The 21,669-nt window shown below is 40.7% G+C and carries 18 protein-coding genes and 1 other RNA gene; 15 read left to right on the forward strand and 4 right to left on the reverse strand.

Annotation, left to right across the window (positions count from 1 at the left end; all coding sequences use genetic code 11):
• Positions 1 to 245 precede the first annotated feature (245 nt).
• The 5 genes from DDV21_RS05695 (at position 246) to DDV21_RS05715 (ending at position 6,598) form a co-directional block, all read left to right on the forward strand.
• Entirely contained in the window at positions 246 to 2,105 is a 1,860-nt protein-coding gene (locus DDV21_RS05695; RefSeq protein ID WP_116877217.1) for a MucBP domain-containing protein, read from the forward strand.
• Positions 2,106 to 2,920: 815 nt separating this feature from the next.
• Positions 2,921 to 3,862, forward strand: coding sequence for a dimethylarginine dimethylaminohydrolase family protein (locus DDV21_RS05700; RefSeq protein ID WP_116877216.1), 942 nt, complete (start codon positions 2,921 to 2,923; stop codon positions 3,860 to 3,862).
• Between the two features lie 84 nt (positions 3,863 to 3,946).
• A complete protein-coding gene (locus DDV21_RS05705; RefSeq protein WP_142917730.1) occupies positions 3,947 to 4,786 on the forward strand; it encodes a CPBP family intramembrane glutamic endopeptidase in 840 nt (279 codons plus the stop codon).
• A 154-nt stretch (positions 4,787 to 4,940) separates the two neighbouring features.
• Complete coding sequence (locus DDV21_RS05710) at positions 4,941 to 5,867, forward strand: dimethylarginine dimethylaminohydrolase family protein (protein ID WP_116877214.1); 927 nt, start codon at positions 4,941 to 4,943, stop codon at positions 5,865 to 5,867.
• A 2-nt stretch (positions 5,868 to 5,869) separates the two neighbouring features.
• Positions 5,870 to 6,598 (forward strand): TraX family protein, encoded by a 729-nt coding sequence (locus tag DDV21_RS05715; protein ID WP_116877213.1) that lies wholly within the window; start codon positions 5,870 to 5,872, stop codon positions 6,596 to 6,598.
• A gap of 341 nt (positions 6,599 to 6,939) precedes the next feature.
• Here the strand turns inward: DDV21_RS05715 and ssrA are convergent.
• Positions 6,940 to 7,290: a transfer-messenger RNA gene (ssrA, locus tag DDV21_RS05720) on the reverse strand.
• 96 nt (positions 7,291 to 7,386) lie between these two features.
• On the opposite strand from ssrA, the gene DDV21_RS05725 reads away from it, so the two are divergent.
• Positions 7,387 to 7,998: a TVP38/TMEM64 family protein gene (locus DDV21_RS05725; RefSeq protein WP_116877403.1), complete on the forward strand. Its 612-nt coding sequence runs from the start codon at positions 7,387 to 7,389 to the stop codon at positions 7,996 to 7,998.
• A gap of 79 nt (positions 7,999 to 8,077) precedes the next feature.
• On the opposite strand, the gene DDV21_RS05730 is transcribed toward DDV21_RS05725, so the two are convergent.
• Genes DDV21_RS05730 through DDV21_RS05740 form a run of 3 tightly spaced genes read right to left on the reverse strand, consistent with a single transcriptional unit; the run spans position 8,078 to position 9,920 of the window.
• Positions 8,078 to 8,842, reverse strand: coding sequence for an ABC transporter permease (locus tag DDV21_RS05730; RefSeq protein WP_116877212.1), 765 nt, complete (start codon positions 8,840 to 8,842; stop codon positions 8,078 to 8,080).
• A gap of 9 nt (positions 8,843 to 8,851) precedes the next feature.
• Positions 8,852 to 9,550, reverse strand: a complete 699-nt coding sequence (locus DDV21_RS05735) for an ABC transporter ATP-binding protein (protein WP_116877211.1) — start codon at positions 9,548 to 9,550, stop codon at positions 8,852 to 8,854.
• A 1-nt stretch (position 9,551) separates the two neighbouring features.
• The gene (locus DDV21_RS05740; RefSeq protein ID WP_116877210.1) at positions 9,552 to 9,920 is read right to left on the reverse strand and encodes a GntR family transcriptional regulator; all 369 of its coding nucleotides are present in this window, start codon (positions 9,918 to 9,920) and stop codon (positions 9,552 to 9,554) included.
• A gap of 345 nt (positions 9,921 to 10,265) precedes the next feature.
• Here DDV21_RS05740 and DDV21_RS05745 point away from each other — a divergent pair, with 345 nt between their 5' ends.
• From DDV21_RS05745 to DDV21_RS05795, 9 genes are all read left to right on the forward strand, one after another.
• Positions 10,266 to 13,370: a DNA polymerase III subunit alpha gene (locus tag DDV21_RS05745; RefSeq protein ID WP_116877209.1), complete on the forward strand. Its 3,105-nt coding sequence runs from the start codon at positions 10,266 to 10,268 to the stop codon at positions 13,368 to 13,370.
• A gap of 81 nt (positions 13,371 to 13,451) precedes the next feature.
• Positions 13,452 to 14,465, forward strand: a complete 1,014-nt coding sequence (pfkA, locus tag DDV21_RS05750; protein ID WP_116877208.1) for a 6-phosphofructokinase — start codon at positions 13,452 to 13,454, stop codon at positions 14,463 to 14,465.
• A 56-nt stretch (positions 14,466 to 14,521) separates the two neighbouring features.
• Positions 14,522 to 16,024: a pyruvate kinase gene (pyk, locus tag DDV21_RS05755; RefSeq protein ID WP_116877207.1), complete on the forward strand. Its 1,503-nt coding sequence runs from the start codon at positions 14,522 to 14,524 to the stop codon at positions 16,022 to 16,024.
• A gap of 106 nt (positions 16,025 to 16,130) precedes the next feature.
• Positions 16,131 to 16,691: a signal peptidase I gene (gene lepB / locus DDV21_RS05760; RefSeq protein ID WP_116877206.1), complete on the forward strand. Its 561-nt coding sequence runs from the start codon at positions 16,131 to 16,133 to the stop codon at positions 16,689 to 16,691.
• A gap of 427 nt (positions 16,692 to 17,118) precedes the next feature.
• Positions 17,119 to 18,933, forward strand: coding sequence for a glutamine--fructose-6-phosphate transaminase (isomerizing) (gene glmS / locus DDV21_RS05770; RefSeq protein ID WP_116877402.1), 1,815 nt, complete (start codon positions 17,119 to 17,121; stop codon positions 18,931 to 18,933).
• Positions 18,934 to 19,659: 726 nt separating this feature from the next.
• Positions 19,660 to 19,989 (forward strand): hypothetical protein, encoded by a 330-nt coding sequence (locus tag DDV21_RS05775; RefSeq protein WP_116877204.1) that lies wholly within the window; start codon positions 19,660 to 19,662, stop codon positions 19,987 to 19,989.
• A gap of 420 nt (positions 19,990 to 20,409) precedes the next feature.
• Positions 20,410 to 20,724: a hypothetical protein gene (locus DDV21_RS05785; protein ID WP_117287782.1), complete on the forward strand. Its 315-nt coding sequence runs from the start codon at positions 20,410 to 20,412 to the stop codon at positions 20,722 to 20,724.
• 52 nt (positions 20,725 to 20,776) lie between these two features.
• Positions 20,777 to 21,094 carry a hypothetical protein gene (locus tag DDV21_RS05790; protein WP_116877201.1) on the forward strand — a complete coding sequence of 106 codons (318 nt, stop codon included), beginning with the start codon at positions 20,777 to 20,779 and terminating at the stop codon, positions 21,092 to 21,094.
• Between the two features lie 232 nt (positions 21,095 to 21,326).
• Positions 21,327 to 21,644 (forward strand): PTS cellobiose transporter subunit IIB, encoded by a 318-nt coding sequence (locus DDV21_RS05795; protein WP_116877200.1) that lies wholly within the window; start codon positions 21,327 to 21,329, stop codon positions 21,642 to 21,644.
• The last annotated feature ends 25 nt before the right edge of the window (positions 21,645 to 21,669 follow it).

The following is a 21,669-nucleotide window of genomic DNA, read 5'->3' on the forward strand; positions in this document are numbered from 1 at the left end:
GCAGGCGTGTGACATCCATACCTGCTTTTTAAGTTGGCTCATTTTTTATGATTGCTTACACCTTGAGAAAAAGTGAAGAAAAAATTGCTCGAAATTGAAAGGACATTTTTTGAAGAAAGTTTTATAAAAATACAGATAAAAAACAGATAAGAAGCAGAAATTATGTAGATGCCTTTGATATACTTGTTTTAGAAAATGCCTAATGCTTAGTTTATGGCATGTTACCAAATGAAAGGAAGAGGAAAATGAAACAAGTGAATAAGGCTTCAAAGATATTAATAAGAAGTGGCTTGCTTTTATCTACGACAGTATTGCTTCCCTATGTTACAGTAAAAGCAGAAGAAGTTGCTCAGCCACTAGGGGTCGAGGTGACTTCCAATGCTATTGATAATAGTGCTCGTGAAGTAAATGTATTAGGCAAAGAAGAGGTTATAACAAAGGAGGAAGAAAAAGATAGTATCCCAACTGAACCGCAGATAGATTCCCTTACTTATGAAAGCCAAAACGAAGTAAATGCTGTCAACGACATTGAAGATGGGGCTTCTTTGAGTCAAGATTCACCTCCAGTTGATATACAGTCAACACCAACAGATGAAGCGGCAACCTTGAAACCGGAGGAAAACCTTAATGGAGAATTGTCTTCAGAAACAGAGGAAAATCAGGAGGAAGAAAAAAATCCCAGAGTAGAGTTAACTAATGATTCCGTTAGTGTGACACCACCGCCTACTACTACAAAATTTGTAGTGACATATACTCCTAAATCTGAATTGGAAGGGATGAAAGAATTAAGCCTGCTTCTTGAAAATGGAAAGTGGAGGCGGAGTAGTGCTGATGATGGAAAAGTTAACATTGATCATGAAACAGGTAAGGCAACTATTTTGTTTGATGATATTCAAGATGGAGGATTTGTTATTGCCACAGCGTTTTCTGGGGAGAATGGAGTAGACTTTTTAGGTACAGTAACACAAAGAATCAAGTACATTGTTGAAACAGAGAACCCGAAAACGGAAACTCCAAGGCCAAAGGAAGAAACACCTCAAAATTCGAATCCTAATACAGACACTCCTAAGCAGGAAGTACCTTCTCCCAAGACTGATTCTCCTAATTTAGCCCCAGAAGCTGAATTGGGATATGTCTATATTCAATATTTTAGCTTTGAAAACGGTAAAGTTGAGTTGCTTCAAGGGAAAACAGAGCTAGGGAGGACAGTTGAAGGACAGGAAGTTCTGCAGGGAGATATTGGTACAAACTATAACACTAAAGCGGTTCGGCCCCAAAGTATTACTGATGCAAACGGTGCGAAATGGATTTTAAGCGAAGAAAGCACTGATGGTCAGGAGGAAGGTGTTTTTGGAACAGAAATTCCAAGCGTCACATACTATTACACCCGTTACAGTGAAGTGGGTTCAGTTGAGATTTGGTACGTTGATGAAACTGGTACAGTTTTGAAGACTGAGACTGCAGCAGAAAATCAAGCTGTAAACGAAGAATATGACGTCAGTGGAAAAAAGCAAGCGGAAATCACTGTAGGCAATAAGGTTTATATTTTGGTCAAAGGTGGAGAGTATCCGATAGGAACAGTAGGTGAAGACGGCAACCTCATTCGTTCCAATCAGCCAGATTTTATCGGTGTTGACCCAATCAAAGGGAAAATTCTCCCAGGTGTTCGAACGGTTGCATTTGTGTACCAGCTAGTAGGAGAACTATCAGATCCTCAGCTAGATGTTCCTAAACAGGAGTCGCCACTATCCGAGCCTGAGACGCCTCAAACAAAAACTCCAAAACAGGAGTCGCCCTCACTTCGGTCAGAAAGGCCACAGGCAGGAACGCCTAAACAGGAGATACCAGTACCCAAATTAGGAAATTCTCAGGCAGGAATGCCTAAACAAGAGACATTATCTTCTGAATCAGAAAAAAAGCAGGTTGGCACTCCTAAGCAAAAATTGCCATCTGCTAAGTTAGAAAAATCACTGCATGTGTCTCAAAAGGACAAAAAACTACCGGATACTGGAGAAAAAGAAAGCCGAACAGGAATAATAGGCAGCTTCTTATTTATTCTGTTGGCAGCCGGAATGCGCCTCATTAAAAAAGTCCGTAAAGAATGAAATTAAAGGCTATTTTTTAGACTATTCCTTTATAAAAAATCATTGTAAAAACAATAGGATTGTAAGCATGATCTTTCTCCGCCATTTATCAGGGGAATCCAAACATTTCAGATAAGTTCTTTTTCAAGACAGTGGCTGTTTTGGCCTACTGTCTTTTTTAGTACTGATGTGTTTGTTATCAAAAACGTATACAGGGAAAATCCACCTCATCCAGGCTTTTTATGCAGTGTAAGTCGTTTTATTAATTATGGGTTTAATGATAATCTGCTATAGTCTTTTTGCGGGAAAAGTAGATGATATAAGAAAAAAATAAGAAATCATTCTCATGGTTCTCACGATCATTCATCCCAAGTGTTTTCACCATCTTAAAATAAAAATCTCCGCATACTTCTTTCTGAAATCAAGATATTATAGCATTATGAAGATTATCTAAGCAAAAATCTAGTTAAAGCGTACTTTTAAGGCATAGTAGTATATTTTTCGAAAAACTAACTACAGAAATGATTAAATAACAGTTTTTGCTTGACAGATGATTGCTATTCTCGTAAAATAAGTTAACAAAGTTAATTACTTTTATTAACTAATTATATCTCATATTTTATGGTCAGACAATCAGATTACTGTTAAATCGCCTCTTAGCTCTTGATTTTCAGCTGCTGTGTTTACATGATAAGGGCAGTGGTTAGCGGTGATAACAGAGTGAGAAAAGTTCCTTTGCATCTGTCAATTGTGCTGTCTTCCCAGAGAAAGGAAAAACAGGTGTATAGCAGTCTGTGTGTTTATGAATGTGAGGTGTTAGCTGAGGAGGTTTTGATATGAAAATTAACGTTTATAATGAGTATAGCCCTTTGAAGAGGGTCATTATCGGTGATGCCAGTGAGCTCTACTTTCCAGACAGCCATGCCATCGAAAATGAAAAAAATAAACCCTGGTGGGAAAAACTGCGAAATAATGTTATCTTTCCTTTGCTGAGAGACAGGAAAGTTCCGATGATTATTACGAAACAGTTTCAAAAAGAACTGGCAGCCTTTGAGGCATTATTAAAGGCAAATCACGTTGAAGTTTTAAAGGTTGATCCTATTGACTATCCGTCTTCTCTGCCACCTCAAGAAATGGGCATGGGGCAGATGTATGCTAGGGACAGTGCCATGTCTGTCGGAAATGTATTCATTGAAGGCAATCTTCAAATTGAGATGCGCAAGAAAGAACGGTTGGGCTATCAAACTATTATCACAGAAATCAGTGCCAGTAATAAGGTTGCTTCCATACCACAAGAAGACGCTGTTTACCTCGAAGGGGGCGATGTGATTGTTGATTATCCTAATATTTTTGTCGGAATTGGGAAGTATGCCAGCAATTTATCTGGAGTGAACTGGCTGAGAAAACAATTGGATGCGTCGTGGAATATTGTTCCGATTTACTTAAAGGATGACAGCATCCTCCATCTGGACTGCTGTATGACAATTATCGGACCGAAAACGGCTATCATTTGCCGTGACGTTCTTGAAGAATTGCCACAGGAACTATCTGATTTTACTTTTATCGACATTGATAAAAAGGTTAGGCAGGAGATGGCTGGCAATGTTCTGGTTCTGGGAGATAAGAAAGTTGTCGTGCAACAGCGCCATAAAAAATTGCAGGAGGACTTGCGCGCTCATGGTTTTACCCCTCTGCCCCTGTCCTTTACCTGGCATGCCCTGCTGGAAGGTGCTTTCCGATGTGCTACCTGCCCTTTGGAGAGGGGCAAAGCTGACTGATCCTCTATATCTTTAGCACAATCGGTAATTCTCAAAGGGCAAGACAAGTGATTCGATAACAAAATGGCTGACGGAAAGGTTGTTATGATAATCTTCAAAAAGAGTTTTCGTATTTTTTATATTATAGTGATGGCTTATTTCCTTGCATTCATTCCGTTGCTTTTTCTTAATCTTGCTCAACTGTTTTTTGACAAGGGCTTGTTCGATCCCTACAGCTATGATTTGCTGGATTTATTTTCAACAGGAGTGGCTATTCTTCTTGTTTATGCATTGTATCATCGCAATTCCGACATTCTTCCTTTGGAAAAAAACGGGTTGCTTAGGAAATATGGTCTTGGTTTCTTAGCAGGGGGAGGCGTTTTAACCTTTATTTGGTTCATTGCTGTTTCCTTCGGAATTTATAGGACGGAATGGATTTTTAAATGGAGTCATTTTCCGCTTCTAATTCCTTTGTTAATAGGCTATATGATTCAAGGAATGAGTGAAGAAGTTATTTTTCGAGGGGTTGTGCAAAGCAAATTGAATAGGCTGCTATCTTCAAAAGCCTCTATTATCCTGACCGCTCTAGCCTTTGCTGCCATGCATTTAGTCAATTCTGGTATGACTGTTATTGCTTTCCTTGACCTGATTGTTTTTTCGCTAATCGTGGGAATGATCCGCCAGCAGACAGACAGCCTATGGTTTGTTAGTGCATATCATTCAGCTTGGAATTTTTTCCAAGGTCCTGTTTTCGGCAGCAGTGTTTCCGGAAATACAGCTAATGCTCTAGTTTTTCATTCAACTAATCAAAGCTCTCAGGTCTGGCTCAGCGGCGGAGAGTTTGGCTTAGAGTCCTCGGCTATAACACTTACTGTTGATATCATTCTCTTTGTCTGTTTTTATCGGCATTACTATAGCACTAATGCTTGGCCAAAGAGCAAATAGTCGGGGAGGGTCGCTTTTGCCATTCCATCTGAATGGCTCAGCAGGGGGGCATCCCATTTCTTCAGTTTATTGATTGAGACAGAGCATCAGCTGATGCAGCTACACCGCAGACTTATTATCTTATCCATCGACAATGACTTACGGAGGAAAGCCAATGACCATTAATATTTATAACGAATACGCCCCCCTTAAAAAAGTAATCATCGGGGATGCCAGCCGCTTGTTTTTTCCAGATACCAGAGAGATAGATAAGGAACAAGGTATACCGCTTTGGAAAAAACTGATGGCTCAGACCTTTTATCGCCTGCTTAAAGGCAAACGAGTTCCTAAATGGTTGACAAAACCTTTCCAGAAAGAATTGCTTCACTTTGAAAAACTTCTGAAAGACCACCAGGTTGAAGTGAACCGGGTAAGGACTATCCAGCAAGAGGCTGCAGAGGAGCCGGGTCTGGCTCAAATGTATGCCAGAGACAGCACACTTTGTGTAGGTCACTCACTGATTGAAGGAAACCTTCAGATGGGTATGCGTCAAAAAGAACGTCGCGGCTATCAAGACTTAATTGCTGAGATAAGAAAAGACAATAGAGTGGTGTCAATGCCCCAAACAGCACCAGCCTATCTCGAAGGCGGCGATGTGTTGGTCGACTACCCCAATGTGTTTGTTGGTATTGGCAAATATGCCAGCAATTTAGCAGGGATTGAATGGCTCAGAAAGCACCTAGACGATTCTTGGAATGTTATCCCGGTCCCTCTAAAAGACGATTCAGTTTTGCATTTAGATTGCTGTCTAACCATCATTGGTCCTAAAACGGCTATCATTTGCCGTGAGGTGTTGGAGGAACTGCCGCAGGAATTAGAGGATTACAGCTTCATTGAAATTGATAAAAAAAGCCAGCTGGAGATGGCAGGCAATGTTCTGGTTTTGGGTGGCGGAAAAGTTGTTGTTCAGAAACGGCATAAGCAATTGCAGGAAGACCTGCGTGACCATGGGTTTATCCCTCTGCCGCTTTCATTTACATGGCATACCCTGCTGGACGGCGCCTTTAGGTGCGCTTCCTGCCCTTTGGAGAGAGGAGAATAGACATGCTGAAATCTTTAAATAGTTTTCATTTAAAAGTTATCGCTATCTCCTCTATGCTGATTAATCATATTGGTTATACGTTTAAGGAAGTGTTCGCTTCGCCGATATGGACTTTTGCTTATTTAAGCATTGGCCTTCTAACCTATCCGATTATGGCCTACCTCTTAGTTCAAGGTTTTTATTATACCCGTAATCGATGGAAGTATGCGGGGCGGTTAGCACTTTTTTGGCTGATTTCGATCCTTCCTTTTCATTTTGCTTTTGATTATAAAAATTTTCTCAACCCTTTTAATAATGTGATGTTTACTCTTATGATGGGCTGCTTGCTTATGATAGTCTGTGAGAAAGTGACATCCCCTGTTTGGCAGATGATTATGGCCTGTTTATTTGCAGGGCTGACGAGCTTATCCGATTGGCCGATTATAGGGATATTAATCATCTATGGTTTTTACAAAACCTACGGGAGTTCAGTAGCTTATAAATGGATAATAACAGCAGCAGCTATTTTTTTGATAGTTGTTTTCAGCTTGAAAATCCCAGATAAGCATATCTTATCTGGTGAGCCAGTTGTTGATATCATTTCCCGTTTAGGACTGCTGGGGGTATTTCCGCTCTTAAATAGGTATAATGGGAAGCGCGGCTATTCTCCTGCTTGGGTGAAATGGGGTTTTTATGCTTTTTATCCTCTGCACTTGTTTATTCTAGCGGGAGTACGGGAATTTTTAAATTAATTTAAAATCACTCTTCTTTAAAGGAGAGTTTAACTTGACTATAGGAGCTTAACTAGGCCTTCTCAGTTTATGTTTCCTTAAGGCTTTGCCGCACAGAATGGATTTCTTAAGAATCTTTGTATCTCGGTTGCAATATCAAACGAGAGCGGGGCAGCAATCAGTAAATTGTCATAAAATAACGCTTTCGATTTTGTCGTCCCGTCTCCGCACAGTTGATTAGAGAGGTAGCTATTCCTTGTGCAGCAAGGAATAAGAACTTTCGTTCAACCACTGCGTCAAATGCATCTGTTAAAAAAAGTAAAACGAGGCAGGACTTTTTTGTCTCAGCCTCGTTTGACTTGATATGGAGCCGGTGGGAGTCGAACCCACGTCCAAACATCTGCCAATCTATTTGTCTACAACCATAGGTTATGTCTTATTTTAACTTAACAGTGATACATAACTCAAATCCCAGCTAAGCGAGTCTATCAATCTCTTTTCAGTCAGCTAGACAGTGACTGAACGTAGCTTGCTGAATTGATGAAGGCTGTCAGCCGGCACAAGCAACCGGTCAGCAGCCACGCAGGCTGGTTTTTAGGCAGCTACTGCGTAAGAAGTTGTATTTTTTGCAGTTATATTTAACTGGTCGTTTTACATCCGCCGATGAGTTGCAAAATAAATCTCATAATGCCTGTCGAATCCGTAACGACCCCAGAACATCGGAAAGACGAAAAACTCGCCTGTTTTTAGTATAACAGATAACCTTTCAAATGGCAAAAAAAGGCTGCTTATGGTATGATATAGTAGTTATGAAAATGAAAATGTCAAAACGCTATCTGATGATTAGGAAATTAATCCAGATTATTGGGACCGCAGCCTTAATCGCTTCCTTTTTTTTGATGTTCTGGCTTTATCGGCTGGGGATTTTAAATGACAGTAATGCGATAAAAGATTTAGTTCACAGCTATCAGTTTTTAGGTCCCTTTATTTTTATATTGATCCAAATTTTACAGGTTGTTTTTCCCGTTATTCCGGGCGGCATCACGACAATAGCCGGCTTTTTAATTTTCGGTCCTTTCTTTGGATTTATCTATAACTATCTTGGTATCATTATCGGCAGTTTCATTTTATTTCTCCTTGTTAAAATATACGGCAGAAAGTTTGTTTTGCTCTTTGTTAAAGAGGACACTTTTTATAAGTACGAAGCGAAGCTGGAAACAAAAGGGTATGAGAAGTTTTTCATCTTCTGTATGGCCTCGCCTGTTTCACCAGCGGATGTCATGGTTATGATTACGGGACTGAGTAATATGTCCCTGAAGCGTTTCTTAGCTATCATTATGCTGGCCAAACCGATTTCGATCATCGGCTACAGCTATTTGTGGATTTTCGGCGGAGACTTAATTAAAACAATTCTCAGATAGGTACAACTAATTGACTGATTTTCGATTTTCAAAAAGAGCGGCCCATTGGGTCGCTCTTTTTGAAGTTAGACTGTTTTAACTACTGAATATTTACTTTATTTCGCAGAATGTAGTGAATTCCCCAGTAATAAATGATTATCTGAATGAGGTAAACAATGCTGTAATAAGTAAAAAAACCATAGGAAGAAGCTGAAGTTGTCTCAATGAAAAATTTATTAATGATTTCAGTGACTATAAAAATGATAAAATAGGCCAAAAACCCCATTAATTTCCGCTTATCTGAGAAGAGCTGACCAATAGCTATCGCTAGGTAAATCATCAAAGTACTGGACAAAACTGCTAAAACGAACCAAATGATAGAAAGGATCCACTCGGCAAGCGATATTTCCTGAATAAGCTGCAGCAGTTCAACTAAGATTTCTTTAATGCCGGTTATAGGAAGGATAATGAGAAAAGCCCCAACGGCCAGTATCAGGCTGTTAAAAACAATCCAAATAAAAGACATCAAGAGCTTAGACAAAATTAAGTGATGCGTGGAGACGGGCAGAGTCAGCGTTAAGTAGCCTTCCCGCCCGAAAATATTTTTAGAAAAACGATTGATAATAATGAATAAGGTCGCAATCCAGGTTGCAGAAATAAGGATACCTAAAGCTAAAAACAAAACAGCGATGAGCGCACCGCTGGCCCCTGTTCCTGTGGCATAAACGGTATTTGGGTCAGGGGTGGTGAAAGCTTTTCTGGCCATCAGTCCAAACAGGATCGAAGTGGCTAGAACAGCTATATTCATGACAAAATACCATTTGCCTACTGATTTAAATTCATATTTTAAAAGTTTTGTAAACATTCTGCCCTCCTAAGCTTTAAATCTTTCACGGAACAGAGAATCGATGGATTGTTCGTACTTTGAACGCAGGTCATCGGCATTGCCTTTAATAGTGATTTTCCCGTTATTTAAAAAGATAACTTCATCTAAAATAGGCTCAATATCAGCAATTAAATGTGTTGAAATGATAACCGAAGCATCTTCGGAGTAATTATTGATAATGGTTTTTAAAATATAGTCTCTGGCTGCGGGGTCAACGCCGCCTATAGGTTCATCCAAAAGGTAAAGTTTGGCTTTGCGGCTCATCACTAAAATCAGCTGTACTTTCTCTTTATTGCCTTTTGACAGCCTTTTAAAACGTTGGCCGCTGTCTAAGTTAAGATCTTTCAGTAGCCTGTCGGCCTTGCGGCGGCTGAAATCTGCATAAAAATCTTCAAACAAAGCTATAGCTTCCTTGATTTTCATTTCATCGTGGAGGTAGGTTGTGTCTGGCAGATAAGAGATGATTTTTTTAGTCGGCACAGAAGGGTGGTAGCCGTCGATTACAACCTCACCTTTATCAGGCTGCAAAAGGCCGTTTATCAGTTTGATTAAAGTTGTTTTGCCGCTTCCGTTAGGTCCCAGAAGACCGATAATTTTACCTTCTGGCAGACTGATGGTTAAATCATCGATAGCCGTTTTTTTATTAAATGTTTTGGTGACATGGTGCAGTTGCAAAAGTTGTGCCATCCTAATTCCCCTCCTTAATAAACGACTCCAAAACCGAGATGATATCGTCATTTTGAAAGCCTATTTTTCTCATATTAGCCACAAATGAACGGATTTCGGTCTGAGCCGCTTCACGGCGTTTAGCTGCGATTAAATCGGTATCCTTTGTGACAAAGCGGCCGGAGGTCCGCTGTGAGTAGACCATTCCTTCGCGTTCTAATTCTGTAAAAGCTCTCTGCATTGTATTGGGGTTGACACCAGCGGTTTCTGCCAGTTCTCTTACAGTTGGGAGCCGTTCGCCGCTCGTCATTTCTTGGCTGATAATTTGCATTTTTATATATTGTGCAATTTGCGAATAGATAGGCGATTTCTCATCAAATTTCCAAGACATTAAAAGCTCCTTTCCTTAAAATACAAAAGAAGATCTAAATAGAAAGTGATTGAAAATAGGAAAAGCCTCAAAAAATTTAAGCGGTAAACAGATCGGCTTCCAAATAGCCGCCTCGGTTTCTTTTAGATACCGGTCTGTCTGTATTTTTCGTATTTTGTTTCTACTTGTTTTATTCATTTTTGACCTTTTGTACTATAAAGATAATACAAAAATATAAGGGAAATGTCAAGAAAAGCGAAACTGCTTCATCAGGCAAATCTTTAAGTCAGTGAAAGAAAAGTTCAGCATGGAAGGTTTTTTAATAGTATAATAGAAACTAGGAAAGAAACGCAAAAGGAGATAACCATGTTTGCACAGTTGGATACCAAGACGATCTATTCTTTTATGGATAGTCTGATAGATTTAAGTGGCTACATAGAAAAGGCAAAATCATTAGGTTACCAAAGTATCGGCATTATGGATAAGGACAATCTCTATGCTGCCTTTCATTTTATCAGGGAAGCAGAGAAAGCAGGGATTCAGCCTATTCTGGGATTAGAAGCTGAACTGCCGGTTAATGAGATGGGCTGCCTGTTTTATTTTATTGCTGAAAATACTCAAGGCTACAAAAACCTTATGAAGATTTCTACTCTGCAAATGTCCGGCCAGCTGACTTATGAAAAACTCACAGACTATCTGACTGGGATTGTTCCTGTTGTCCCTTATTTTGAAGAGGTTGAGGAGCTTGACCTGGGCTTTGAATTTTATATCGGAGTGACTTTAACTTCGCCCCAAAAAAATTACAGCCGCCCTTTGCTTCCTTTGCAGACAGTCCGTTATTTCCAAAAGGAAGACGTCGAAATTATTCAAATGCTGCACGCTATTAAGGACAATAAAAGTCTTATGGAAAGTGAAGCAGGTGCTGCCAATCAGGCGCTGCAGTCCTGCGAAGCGATGACAGAGCAGTTTAAACAGATTTTTCCGCAGGCTCTAGTGAATTTAGAGCAACTTGTTGCTGGTATTTCCTATCAATTTGATACCGATTTAAAATTACCTCGTTTTAATAGGGAAAAAGAAGCGGCGGAGGAATTAGCGGAGCTGACAGAATCCGGTTTAAGAGCAAAAGAATTATGGCTGCCTGTTTATCGGGAACGTTTGCAAAAAGAACTGGCTGTCATTCATAAAATGGGCTTTGATGATTACTTTCTAATCGTATGGGATCTTCTGCGCTTCGGGCGAAGCCGCGGCTATTATATGGGAATGGGCCGAGGTTCAGCAGCCGGCAGTCTTGTCTCTTTTGCTTTGGATATTACCGGTATTGATCCAGTGAAGAATAATCTGCTTTTCGAGCGTTTCTTAAATGAAGAGCGCTACAGTATGCCTGATATTGATATTGATTTGCCGGATATCTATCGAAGCGATTTTCTTCATTATGTCAGGGACCGTTACGGATCTCTGCACTCCGCCCAGATTGTGACTTTCTCAACTTTTGGTGCCAAGCAGGCTGTGCGTGATGTCTTTAAGCGTTTTGGGTTAGCGGAATATGAGCTGACCAATATCACTAAAAAAATCAGATTCAGAGACAGCCTGAGTTCTGTCTATGACAATAATCTGGCCTTCAGGCAGATTATCAACAGCAAAGCAGAATATCAAAAAGCTTATTATATCGCCAAACGGATTGAGGGACAGCCACGACAAACATCCATCCATGCAGCAGGAATTGTCATGAGTGACGATGATTTGACAGAACATATCCCTCTTAAATCTGGGGAAGATATGATGATCACTCAGTATGATGCTGGAGCTGTAGAAGCGAACGGTCTCTTAAAAATGGATTTTCTGGGTTTGCGCAATCTGACTTTTGTTCAGAAAATGCAGGAAAAATTGGCTGAGACGAAGCAAATTGAAATTGATATCAAAGCCATTGATTTAGAAGACAGACAGACATTAGCTCTGTTTGCCGCTGGAAAAACTAAAGGAATTTTTCAATTTGAACAAAGCGGAGCGATTAACCTCCTTAAACGGATTAAGCCTCAGAAATTTGAAGACATTGTTGCAACAACCAGTCTGAACCGTCCTGGAGCCAGTGATTATACAGAGAATTTTATCAGACGGCGTTTTGGCAGGGAGGCTGTTGATCTGCTTGATGCGGCTGTAGCGCCTATTTTGGAACCTACCTATGGCATTATGCTTTATCAGGAGCAGGTCATGCAGATTGCTCAGATTTATGCTGGATTTACACTGGGGAAAGCTGATTTGCTCCGTCGGGCGATGTCCAAGAAAAATCATGCTGAAATGCAGAAAATGGAGGCTGATTTTCTCGAAGGTGCTCAGAAATTGGGGCATCCTTTGGATACAGCCCAACATCTTTTTACCCGCATGGCTAAGTTTGCGGGTTATGGCTTTAACCGCAGCCATGCTTTCGCTTATTCAGCGCTTGCTTTTCAGCTGGCCTTTTTTAAGACCCATTATCCTGCTGTTTTTTATGACATTATGCTAAACTACTCCAGCAGTGACTATATTGTGGATGCTCTGGAATCCGGTTTTGCCGTGGAGAAAATTTCTTTAAATGCGATTCCCTATACAGATAAAGTCGTTGAAGGAAAAATTGCTCTAGGCATGCGCAACCTGAAAGGTTTTCCTCGGGAGCTGGCCTATTGGATTATAGACAACAGGCCTTTTCAAAGCGTAGAAGATTTTTTGACTAAGCTCCCACAAAACTATCAGAAGCAAGAATATATTCTTCCTTTAATTCATATTGGTGCATTTGACAGTTTTGAGCCTAACCGCAAAAAAATCGAATGGAATCTAGAGAATCTCTTTACCTTTGTCAATGAATTAGGCAGTCTGTTTGCTGACAGTGCGTATAACTGGCTGGAGACAGCAGACTATTCCAGTCTGGAAAAGTATCAGATGGAACAGGAGCTCTTGGGGGTTGGTATCAGCCCGCATCCTCTTCTTGAGATAGCTAAGCAGTCGCCTCAGTCTTTCCAAACGATAAACAGCCTGCAGGAAAACACAGAGGCCAGAGTACTGGTTCAGATTCAAAAGATACATGTGATTCGTACAAAAACTAAGGGGCAGCAGATGGCTTTTTTAAAGGTTACAGATGCTAAAAAAATGCTGGATGTAACTGTTTTTCCGGAAAATTATCAGCGCTTTAAATCTTTGCTGAAAGAAGAACACTTTTACTATCTTCGAGGAAAGATTCAAAAGCGTGACGGGCAGCTGCAGATGATCCTAAACGGAGCTGAGGAGACCAGTCTCGAACGTCTCTGGATTTTACTGCAAGATCACCGCCACGACAGGGAGATCTCAGCTGTTTTATCTGAGTTTAAAGGCGAAATTCCAGTAGTGCTTCATTATCAGGACAGCAAAGAAACCATTCAAAGTCAAAAGCACTATGTCCAGAAAAATCAAACTTTGGAACAAAAATTAGAACAATATGTCCTGAAAACGGTTTTTCGATAAAAAAATACGAAAATGGAGCAATTTACCTAGGAATGTGCTATAATAAGAACGTTAAAAAGTAAAAAAAGGAGTCTTAGCAAAATGAAACGTATTGCTGTTTTGACCAGTGGCGGCGACGCTCCTGGGATGAATGCTGCTGTTCGTGCAGTCGTTCGTAAAGCAATTAATGAAGGCATGGAAGTCTTTGGCATTAATCGCGGTTATGCCGGAATGGTTGCTGGAGATATTTTTCCATTAGATGCACAAGCTGTCTCAAATACCTTATCACACGGCGGAACCTTCCTTCAGTCAGCTCGCTATCCTGAGTTTGCAACTCTTGAAGGCCAGCTGGCAGGGATTGAACAACTTAAACAGAGAGGGATTGAAGGAGTCGTTGTTATCGGCGGCGATGGTTCTTACCACGGTGCTATGCGCCTGACTGAACATGGCTTCCCTGCTATCGGGATTCCTGGTACAATCGATAATGATATTGCTGGAACTGACTATACAATCGGTTTTGATACAGCTGTTCACACTGCTACCGAAGCTCTTGATAAAATTCGCGATACCTCATTCAGCCACGGGCGGACATTTGTTATCGAAGTGATGGGGCGCAATGCCGGGGATATCGCGCTTTGGTCTGGTATCGCAGCTGGAGCCGACCAAATCATTATTCCTGAAGAGGAGTATGATATTAATGATGTCGTTGCCAAAGTTAAAGAAGGCTATGAAAAGAAAGGAAAACACCGCCACATTATTGTTCTTGCTGAAGGTGTTATGCATGCAGAAAAGTTTGTTTCCCTTATGAAAGAGGCTGGTGATACAAGTGATTTGCGTGCGACCAACTTAGGGCATATTCTGCGCGGCGGAGCACCGTCTCCGCGCGACCGGGTCATTGCATCTTGGATGGGGGCTCATGCGGTCGAATTGCTGCTTGAAGGCCGCGGCGGACTGGCTGTCGGTATTCATAATGAAGCTTTGGTTGAAAGTCCGATTCTTGGCAGTGCAGAAGAAGGAGCACTCTTCAGTCTGACTGAGGAAGGCGGTATCGTTGTTAATAATCCGCATAAAGCACGCCTTGATTTTGCTGCTTTGAACCGTGATTTGGCACATTAAGACTGACAGTGTAAGCTGTTTTAATATCTATTAATAAAGGAGTTTCATATTTTATCATGAATAAACGCGTAAAAATTGTTGCAACACTTGGACCTGCGGTAGAAATCCGCGGCGGGAAAAAATTTGGAGATGATGGCTACTGGGCTGAAAAATTAGATGTTGAAAAATCAGCAGCTAAAATTGCAGAGCTCATCACCGAGGGTGCTAATGTCTTTCGCTTCAACTTCTCGCATGGGGACCATTCAGAGCAAGGCGAACGCATGGCTACTGTCCGTCTGGCTGAAGAGCTGGCTCGTCAAAAAGTCGCTTTCCTGCTTGATACTAAGGGGCCGGAGATGCGTACGGAATTGTTTGCAGATGATGTCAAAGAATATTCTTATACGACAGGTGAACAGATTCGTGTTGCTACAAAACAGGGCATTGAATCAACACGCGACGTTATTGCCTTAAATGTTGCCGGTGCTTTGGATATTTACGACGATGTAGCTGTTGGCCAGACAATCCTTATTGATGATGGAAAGCTGGGCCTGAGAGTCAAGGAAAAAGATATTGCTAAGCGTGAATTCATTGTTGAAGTCGAAAACGACGGCATCATTGCTAAGCAAAAAGGGGTTAATATCCCTAATACAAAAATTCCTTTCCCTGCGCTTGCAGAGCGTGATAATGCTGATATTCGTTTTGGTCTCAGCCAAGGTCTTAATTTCATTGCCATTTCATTTGTCCGCACAGCTAAAGATGTTGAAGAAGTGCGTGCTATCTGTAAAGAAACAGGCAATGAACACGTTCAGCTTTTTGCTAAAATTGAAAACCAGCAGGGGATTGATAATATTGATGAAATCATCGAAGCTGCTGACGGTATCATGATTGCCCGTGGCGATATGGGAATTGAGGTTCCGTTTGAAATGGTTCCTGTTTACCAAAAAATGATTATCACCAAAGTAAATGCTGCCGGCAAGTCCGTTATTACGGCAACCAATATGCTGGAAACAATGACTGATAAACCTCGGGCAACCCGCTCAGAAGTGTCGGACGTCTTCAATGCTGTCATTGACGGAACCGATGCAACGATGCTTTCAGGTGAGTCAGCGAATGGTAAATATCCGGTTGAGTCTGTCCGGGCGATGGCAACAATTGATAAAAATGCGCAGACCCTGCTTAATGAGTACGGCCGTCTGAACTCCGATGATTTTGAACGGACATCGAAGACAGAAGTCGTTGCTTCGGCAGTAAAAGATGCGACCCGTTCGATGGATATTAAGCTGGTTGTTACCATTACAGAATCAGGCAACACAGCCCGTTTGATTTCTAAATACCGTCCTGATGCTGATATTTTGGCAGTAACATTCGATGAGAAGACACAGAAATCATTGATGATTAACTGGGGTGTTATTCCGGTTGTAACTGAGAAGCCTGCTTCGACTGATGATATGTTCGATGTGGCGGAAAAGGCTGCTCTGAAATCCGGTCTCGTAGAATCAGGAGATAATATTGTCATCGTTGCCGGTGTACCGGTTGGTTCAGGCGGAACAAATACAATGCGTATCCGCACAGTTAAATAAAACAGTTGTTCTGTCTGAGAGGTGTTCGTTTTTAATAAGCGGCACCTCTTTTTTTATAAGCTAGAAAATGGTATAATATTATTCAGAAAAACAATCGGGAGAAATTATGGTAAAAAGAGACTTCATTCGTAACGTGATTATTACTTTAATAATGATTTTGGCAGTTCTCCTTTTACGAATTTTCGTGTTTTCAACTTTTCGAATCTCAGAAAGTTCTGCTAATTCCTATTTACATGAGGGAGAACTCGTCACAGTCAATAAAAATGTGACACCCGAATACAAAGACTTTGTTGTTTATACTGTTAAAGGAAACGATTATGTCGGCCGAGTTGTAGCCGAACCGGGAGACAGTGTGACTTATATGGATGACATCTTTTATCTCAATAATATCGTTGCGTCGCAAAATTACATAGAAAAGCAGAAGTCTGCTTATTTAGAGGAGGCTCCGACCGGTTCACTGTTTACAGACGATTTTACTTTGGCGACAATTGCAAATGATGATCAAAAAATGGCGCTTGCAGATAAAGAATATTTGATTTTAAATGATGACCGCCGCAATACGAAAGACAGCAGAGAATTCGGCCTCATCAAGTCTTCTCAGATAAAAGGAGTGATCAGTTTCCGAGTGCTGCCGCTGAACCGTTTTGGTTTTGTGGATGTTGAGTAGCGCAAGCTGCTCTTTTTTTATCAAGTTTATAAAGGCTGGTAAAAAATTTAATGAAAATGGTGATAAGTCAAAAATCTTTGATTTCATTAACGGACTTTATCATAGTAGCCAGAAAGCAAGATGGGGAGAGGATTATTTAATTTTAATACTACCTAGACCTGAGAGTTGTTTGGTTTTTGTGAAACGGAAAAATTTCTTGCTTGCTGATAGATAATGTTTTTAAGAATCCTTTGCTTTTAGGAGACGTTTGTATAAGGTCAAACCTGACTATACCAATTTTCTTGTTGACAAGAAAAAAATAAAATTATATACTGTTTTTGTTGAGTTTTTTGGTGATTTTGAAAACTATACCAATTCTCAAATGAAACTTAAGAAAGAAGAAGCAGAAATAAAAAATGATTTTCTATTTTTGCTAAAGGTAAACATTATGTGTGGTATTGTTGGTGTTGTTGGGAATCCAAATGCAACTGACATCTTAATTCAGGGACTTGAAAAATTGGAATACCGCGGTTATGATTCCGCTGGTATTTTTGTGACAGATGATGAAAACGGCCAGCTGGTTAAAGCTGTCGGCCGGATTGCTGATTTAGCAGAAAAAGTCGGTGATAAAGTGGCAGGCACTGCTGGCATTGGTCATACTCGCTGGGCTACTCATGGCAAACCAAGCGAAGACAATGCTCACCCTCACACTTCTCAGACAGGCCGTTTTGTATTGGTTCATAATGGTGTCATCGAAAATTATCTGCAGATGAAAGAAACGTATCTTTCAGGACATCAGCTCAAAGGTCAGACCGATACTGAAATTGCGGTCCATTTGATCGGCAAGTTTGTTGAAGAAGACGGATTGACTGTTTTGGATGCTTTTAAAAAAGCCTTGCATATTATTGAAGGGTCTTACGCCTTTGCTCTGATTGATTCTGAAAATCCTGATACTATTTATGTTGCTAAAAACAAGTCACCTTTGCTGATCGGTCTCGGCCAGGGGTACAATATGGTCTGTTCAGATGCTATGGCTATGATTCGCGAAACGAATCAATATATGGAAATTCATGACCAAGAATTAGTGCTTGTCACTAAAGACAGTGTTGAAGTTCAGGACTATAACGGTCATACCGTTGAACGGGAAGCCTATACTGCTGAATTGGATCTTTCTGACATCGGCAAGGGAACCTATCCGTTCTATATGCTTAAGGAAATTGATGAACAGCCCACGGTGATGCGGAAGTTAATTAATACTTACGCTGATGAAAATGGGAAAATGACTGTTGATCCCCAAATTGTTAAGGCAGTTCAGGAAGCTGACCGTATTTATATTCTGGCGGCGGGCACATCTTACAATGCCGGCTTTGCTTCAAAGGCGATGCTGGAAGCTTTGACAGACACGCCGGTTGAATTGGGGGTTGCTTCTGAATGGGGCTACAACATGCCGCTTTTAAGCAAAAAACCGCTGTTTATTCTCTTGACGCAATCCGGTGAAACTGCTGACAGCCGTCAGGTCTTGGTTAAGGCAAATGAGATGGGCATTCCCAGTCTAACGATTACCAATGTTCCCGGTTCAACTTTATCACGCGAAGCAACCTATACGATGCTGCTGCATGCTGGTCCGGAAATTGCAGTTGCTTCCACTAAAGCTTATACCGCACAGGTAGCTGCCCTGGCCTTTTTGGCAAAAGCGGTAGGAGAAGCTAACAGCAAGCAGGAAGCTTTGGATTTTGATTTGGTCCATGAACTGTCCATTGTCGCTCAGGCTATTGAGGCGACTTTATCTGAAAAAGATTTGATTGCTGAAAAAGTTCAGCAATTGCTCAGTACAACTCGCAATGCTTTTTATATCGGCCGCGGGATTGACTACTATGTCACCATGGAAGCTGCTCTGAAATTAAAAGAAATCTCTTATATTCAGTGCGAAGGCTTTGCTGCGGGAGAGCTGAAACACGGAACGATTTCTTTAATTGAGGATAATACACCTGTCATCGCTTTGATTTCAACAAATGAGAAGATTGCTGCACATACACGGGGAAATATTGCTGAGGTGGTATCCCGCGGTGCTAATGCACTTGTTGTTGTGGAAGAAGACTTGGCGCGTGAAGGTGATGATATTATTGTTAATAAAGTTCATCCTTTCCTAACAACGATTGCAATGGTTATCCCGACACAGCTGATTGCTTACTATGCTTCTTTACAGCGCGGACTCGATGTTGACAAACCGCGGAATCTGGCTAAAGCCGTAACTGTTGAGTAAGCTGTGTTTATTAATTAATCCAAACAAACCTTTCAGACAGAATTCTGGGAGGTTTTTTACTGCTAAAAACAGCTTAAAACAAGGCTCTTCATCCTTCAACGTTCTTCACAGCTGGAATGACATGTGCTAATTTTAGTAAAAAAGATGTCCTACACTGCTATATCTGGTTATTCTCTATTCGTGTAAAAAAGGTTAAAAAATATTGACACCGCTTACAAAAAAGAGTATAATAAGGTCAAAAATATTTATTGGAAATGATTGAAAACTTGATATATAAAGGTTTTTTATTGTGATTTTTTTGAAAATCAGCTGAAACAGAGATCGGTTTCATTGAGTGTTTGTTGCTCGTTTCAGCTGTTTTGCAGCCGTCTGCCTTAAACAAAAATTTTCTATGTTCGGCTGGCTGCAGGCTTTTCGTTTGTCAATTTATGATATCTTCAATGAAAGGAGGAGACAGATATGGTTTTATCAGTATTTAATAGCAAAATATCGGCTGCTCCTCCGATTTTTCTGCAGTTCAACCTCTTTGAGCCGCCGTCGTGTTAATCAGACTGTTTATCGTAGTGAAAGAAGGGCTAAAAAGGCAATAATGCTTCGATGCACGGCCTTTGCCTTTTGAAGCTTGATGAATTAACCAGCCCTTTAAGAGCTCAGAAAAAGAATCGGTTCATTTTTTGTGAGCGGGGGAGGGTATGGTTTTGTGTATGATTAGAAAGAGGAAAGAAAATGTCTGATAACATGATAATAACTTTAGGTTCGATTGCGATAATTGCTGTGGCCTTTTGGGTGGTACGCAGCATGCTCTTTGCAACACGATTTAGAGGTTATAATTATATTGTACGCTTTAAAGATATAGATGCTGTTCCTGATATTGCACAAAATGCCAATCTCAGAAAAAAACTGCGGGTTGTCAGCCACAGCGGTGATGTTTATTTCGTGCAGGCTCAAATTAATGATGCTAAAATTAAGGAAATTCTGCTGACAGATTATCATCTGTCAGCAGGGCAAGTGGTCGTTCAAACAACACAGCTGTCAGGCGGTGTCGGTGTACTGTAAGGGGCAGTACTAAATTGTTGGTTACTCTGTATGATTATGTTATGAATGTAGAGCGGGAGTGCACAGGCAGCCCGAACTTGAAAATAGGAGAGTGAGGGAACCTGTCATTTGAGGTTCTGTGACAAGGCTTAGCCAGCCGTAGATGACTGAAGGCTTTGTCGTCTTGTCAGCCGACCGCACCCTTCTAGTCATCCTGGCAGGGGTGCGTCTGCGAAATCGAAGATTTTGGACTTACCGCCTATTTTTGCTTTGCTCTTTTCACGGCCTTTGTATCTTGTGAATTGAACACGGCCTAAGAGCTGTGCAAAAAAGACAGTCTGTCCTAGAACCCTATGGTTCTTCGTCCAGCCTCCTATTTTTGCTTTGCTCTTTTCACGGCCTTTGTATCTTGGTGAAAGAGTGGGGAAAATGGGAAATATCATGACTTCGTTGATTTCGCTTATGGGGGTTGGAGTTATTGTTGTATTAGTGAAGAGAGCATTCTTTTCTGATAAGGCAGATGGTTATTTTAATTATTTTGTGCGTTTTGAGGATACCGATCCGATACCTGATATTGCAGAGAACCCAAATCTTAAAAATAAACTGCAGATTATCAGCTGCCGTGATGGTGTTTATGTTGTACTCTCAAAAATTAATGATGCCAAAATAAAAGAAATTCTGATGACAGACTATCATTTGACACCGCGTCAGGTTGTGGTGCAGACGGGAGCGCCGGCCCCTTTGCATGCGTTATAATAAATCGTTTTTGAATATCGGATAGATATCTATTGAAAAAGGGAGAAACGAGATGTATTGGTTGGGAATTATCATTATTATACTGGGGCTTGTAGGTATACAGCTTTACAGCCGGACTTACCGCAAAAAGATAACTGGTCCTGCTGAACCGATTTATATTATTCAGTTTAGAGGGATTGACAGCAGACCAGATATTCTGGCTAATGCTAACATTGCAGCACATATTAAGGTAATTGCAGAGAATGGAGATGAATACCGTGTCTATTCTAAACTCAATGACAGCAGTTTGAAACAATTAATTAGAGATGAATACAATTTGAGGGTCAGTCAGGTTGTTGTCAGCAGTCCGGCTGGCATTGTTTTCCCTTGACATCACTGTCTTTTATGCATATACAGAAGCTGAAACTTGGCTTAGTGTCTTAAGTTTCAGCTTTTTGCTGTCTGCTGAGACAGGAATTCTGCGTTTTAATGAATGGTAAACCCTCACTGTTTTTTTCCGCTTCACTAAGGAAAAAGATTGTCTTTACATTATGTAAGCGTTTTATTAGAATAGTAGTGTAAGCTTTTACAAAATATAAAAAAAATAAGTAAGGAGAAGAATTATGGCTAAAACAGCTTTGATTATTTGTGCAGGCGGCATGTCCTCCTCAATGATTGCTAAGAAGACAGCAGCTCTGCTGCAGGAGCAGGGAGAAGATATCGAAATGGATGCTGTTGGTGTTCCTGAGGGACAAAAACGCATTGAAGCGGATAAATATGATCTTTATCTGGTCAGCCCGCAAACTAAAATGAATTTCAAACAATTAGCAGATGCTGCGGCCAAAAAGGACAAACCAATTGTACAGATTCCGCCGCAAGCTTATATTCCGATTCCAATGGGAATTGAAAAGATGGCAGCACTGGTGAAAGAAAATATTTAATAGGCACCCCTTTCTATGATTAAGC

Origin of the sequence: Streptococcus chenjunshii, assembly GCF_003086355.1 — a bacterium.
Classification (GTDB): Bacteria; Bacillota; Bacilli; order Lactobacillales; family Streptococcaceae; genus Streptococcus; species Streptococcus chenjunshii.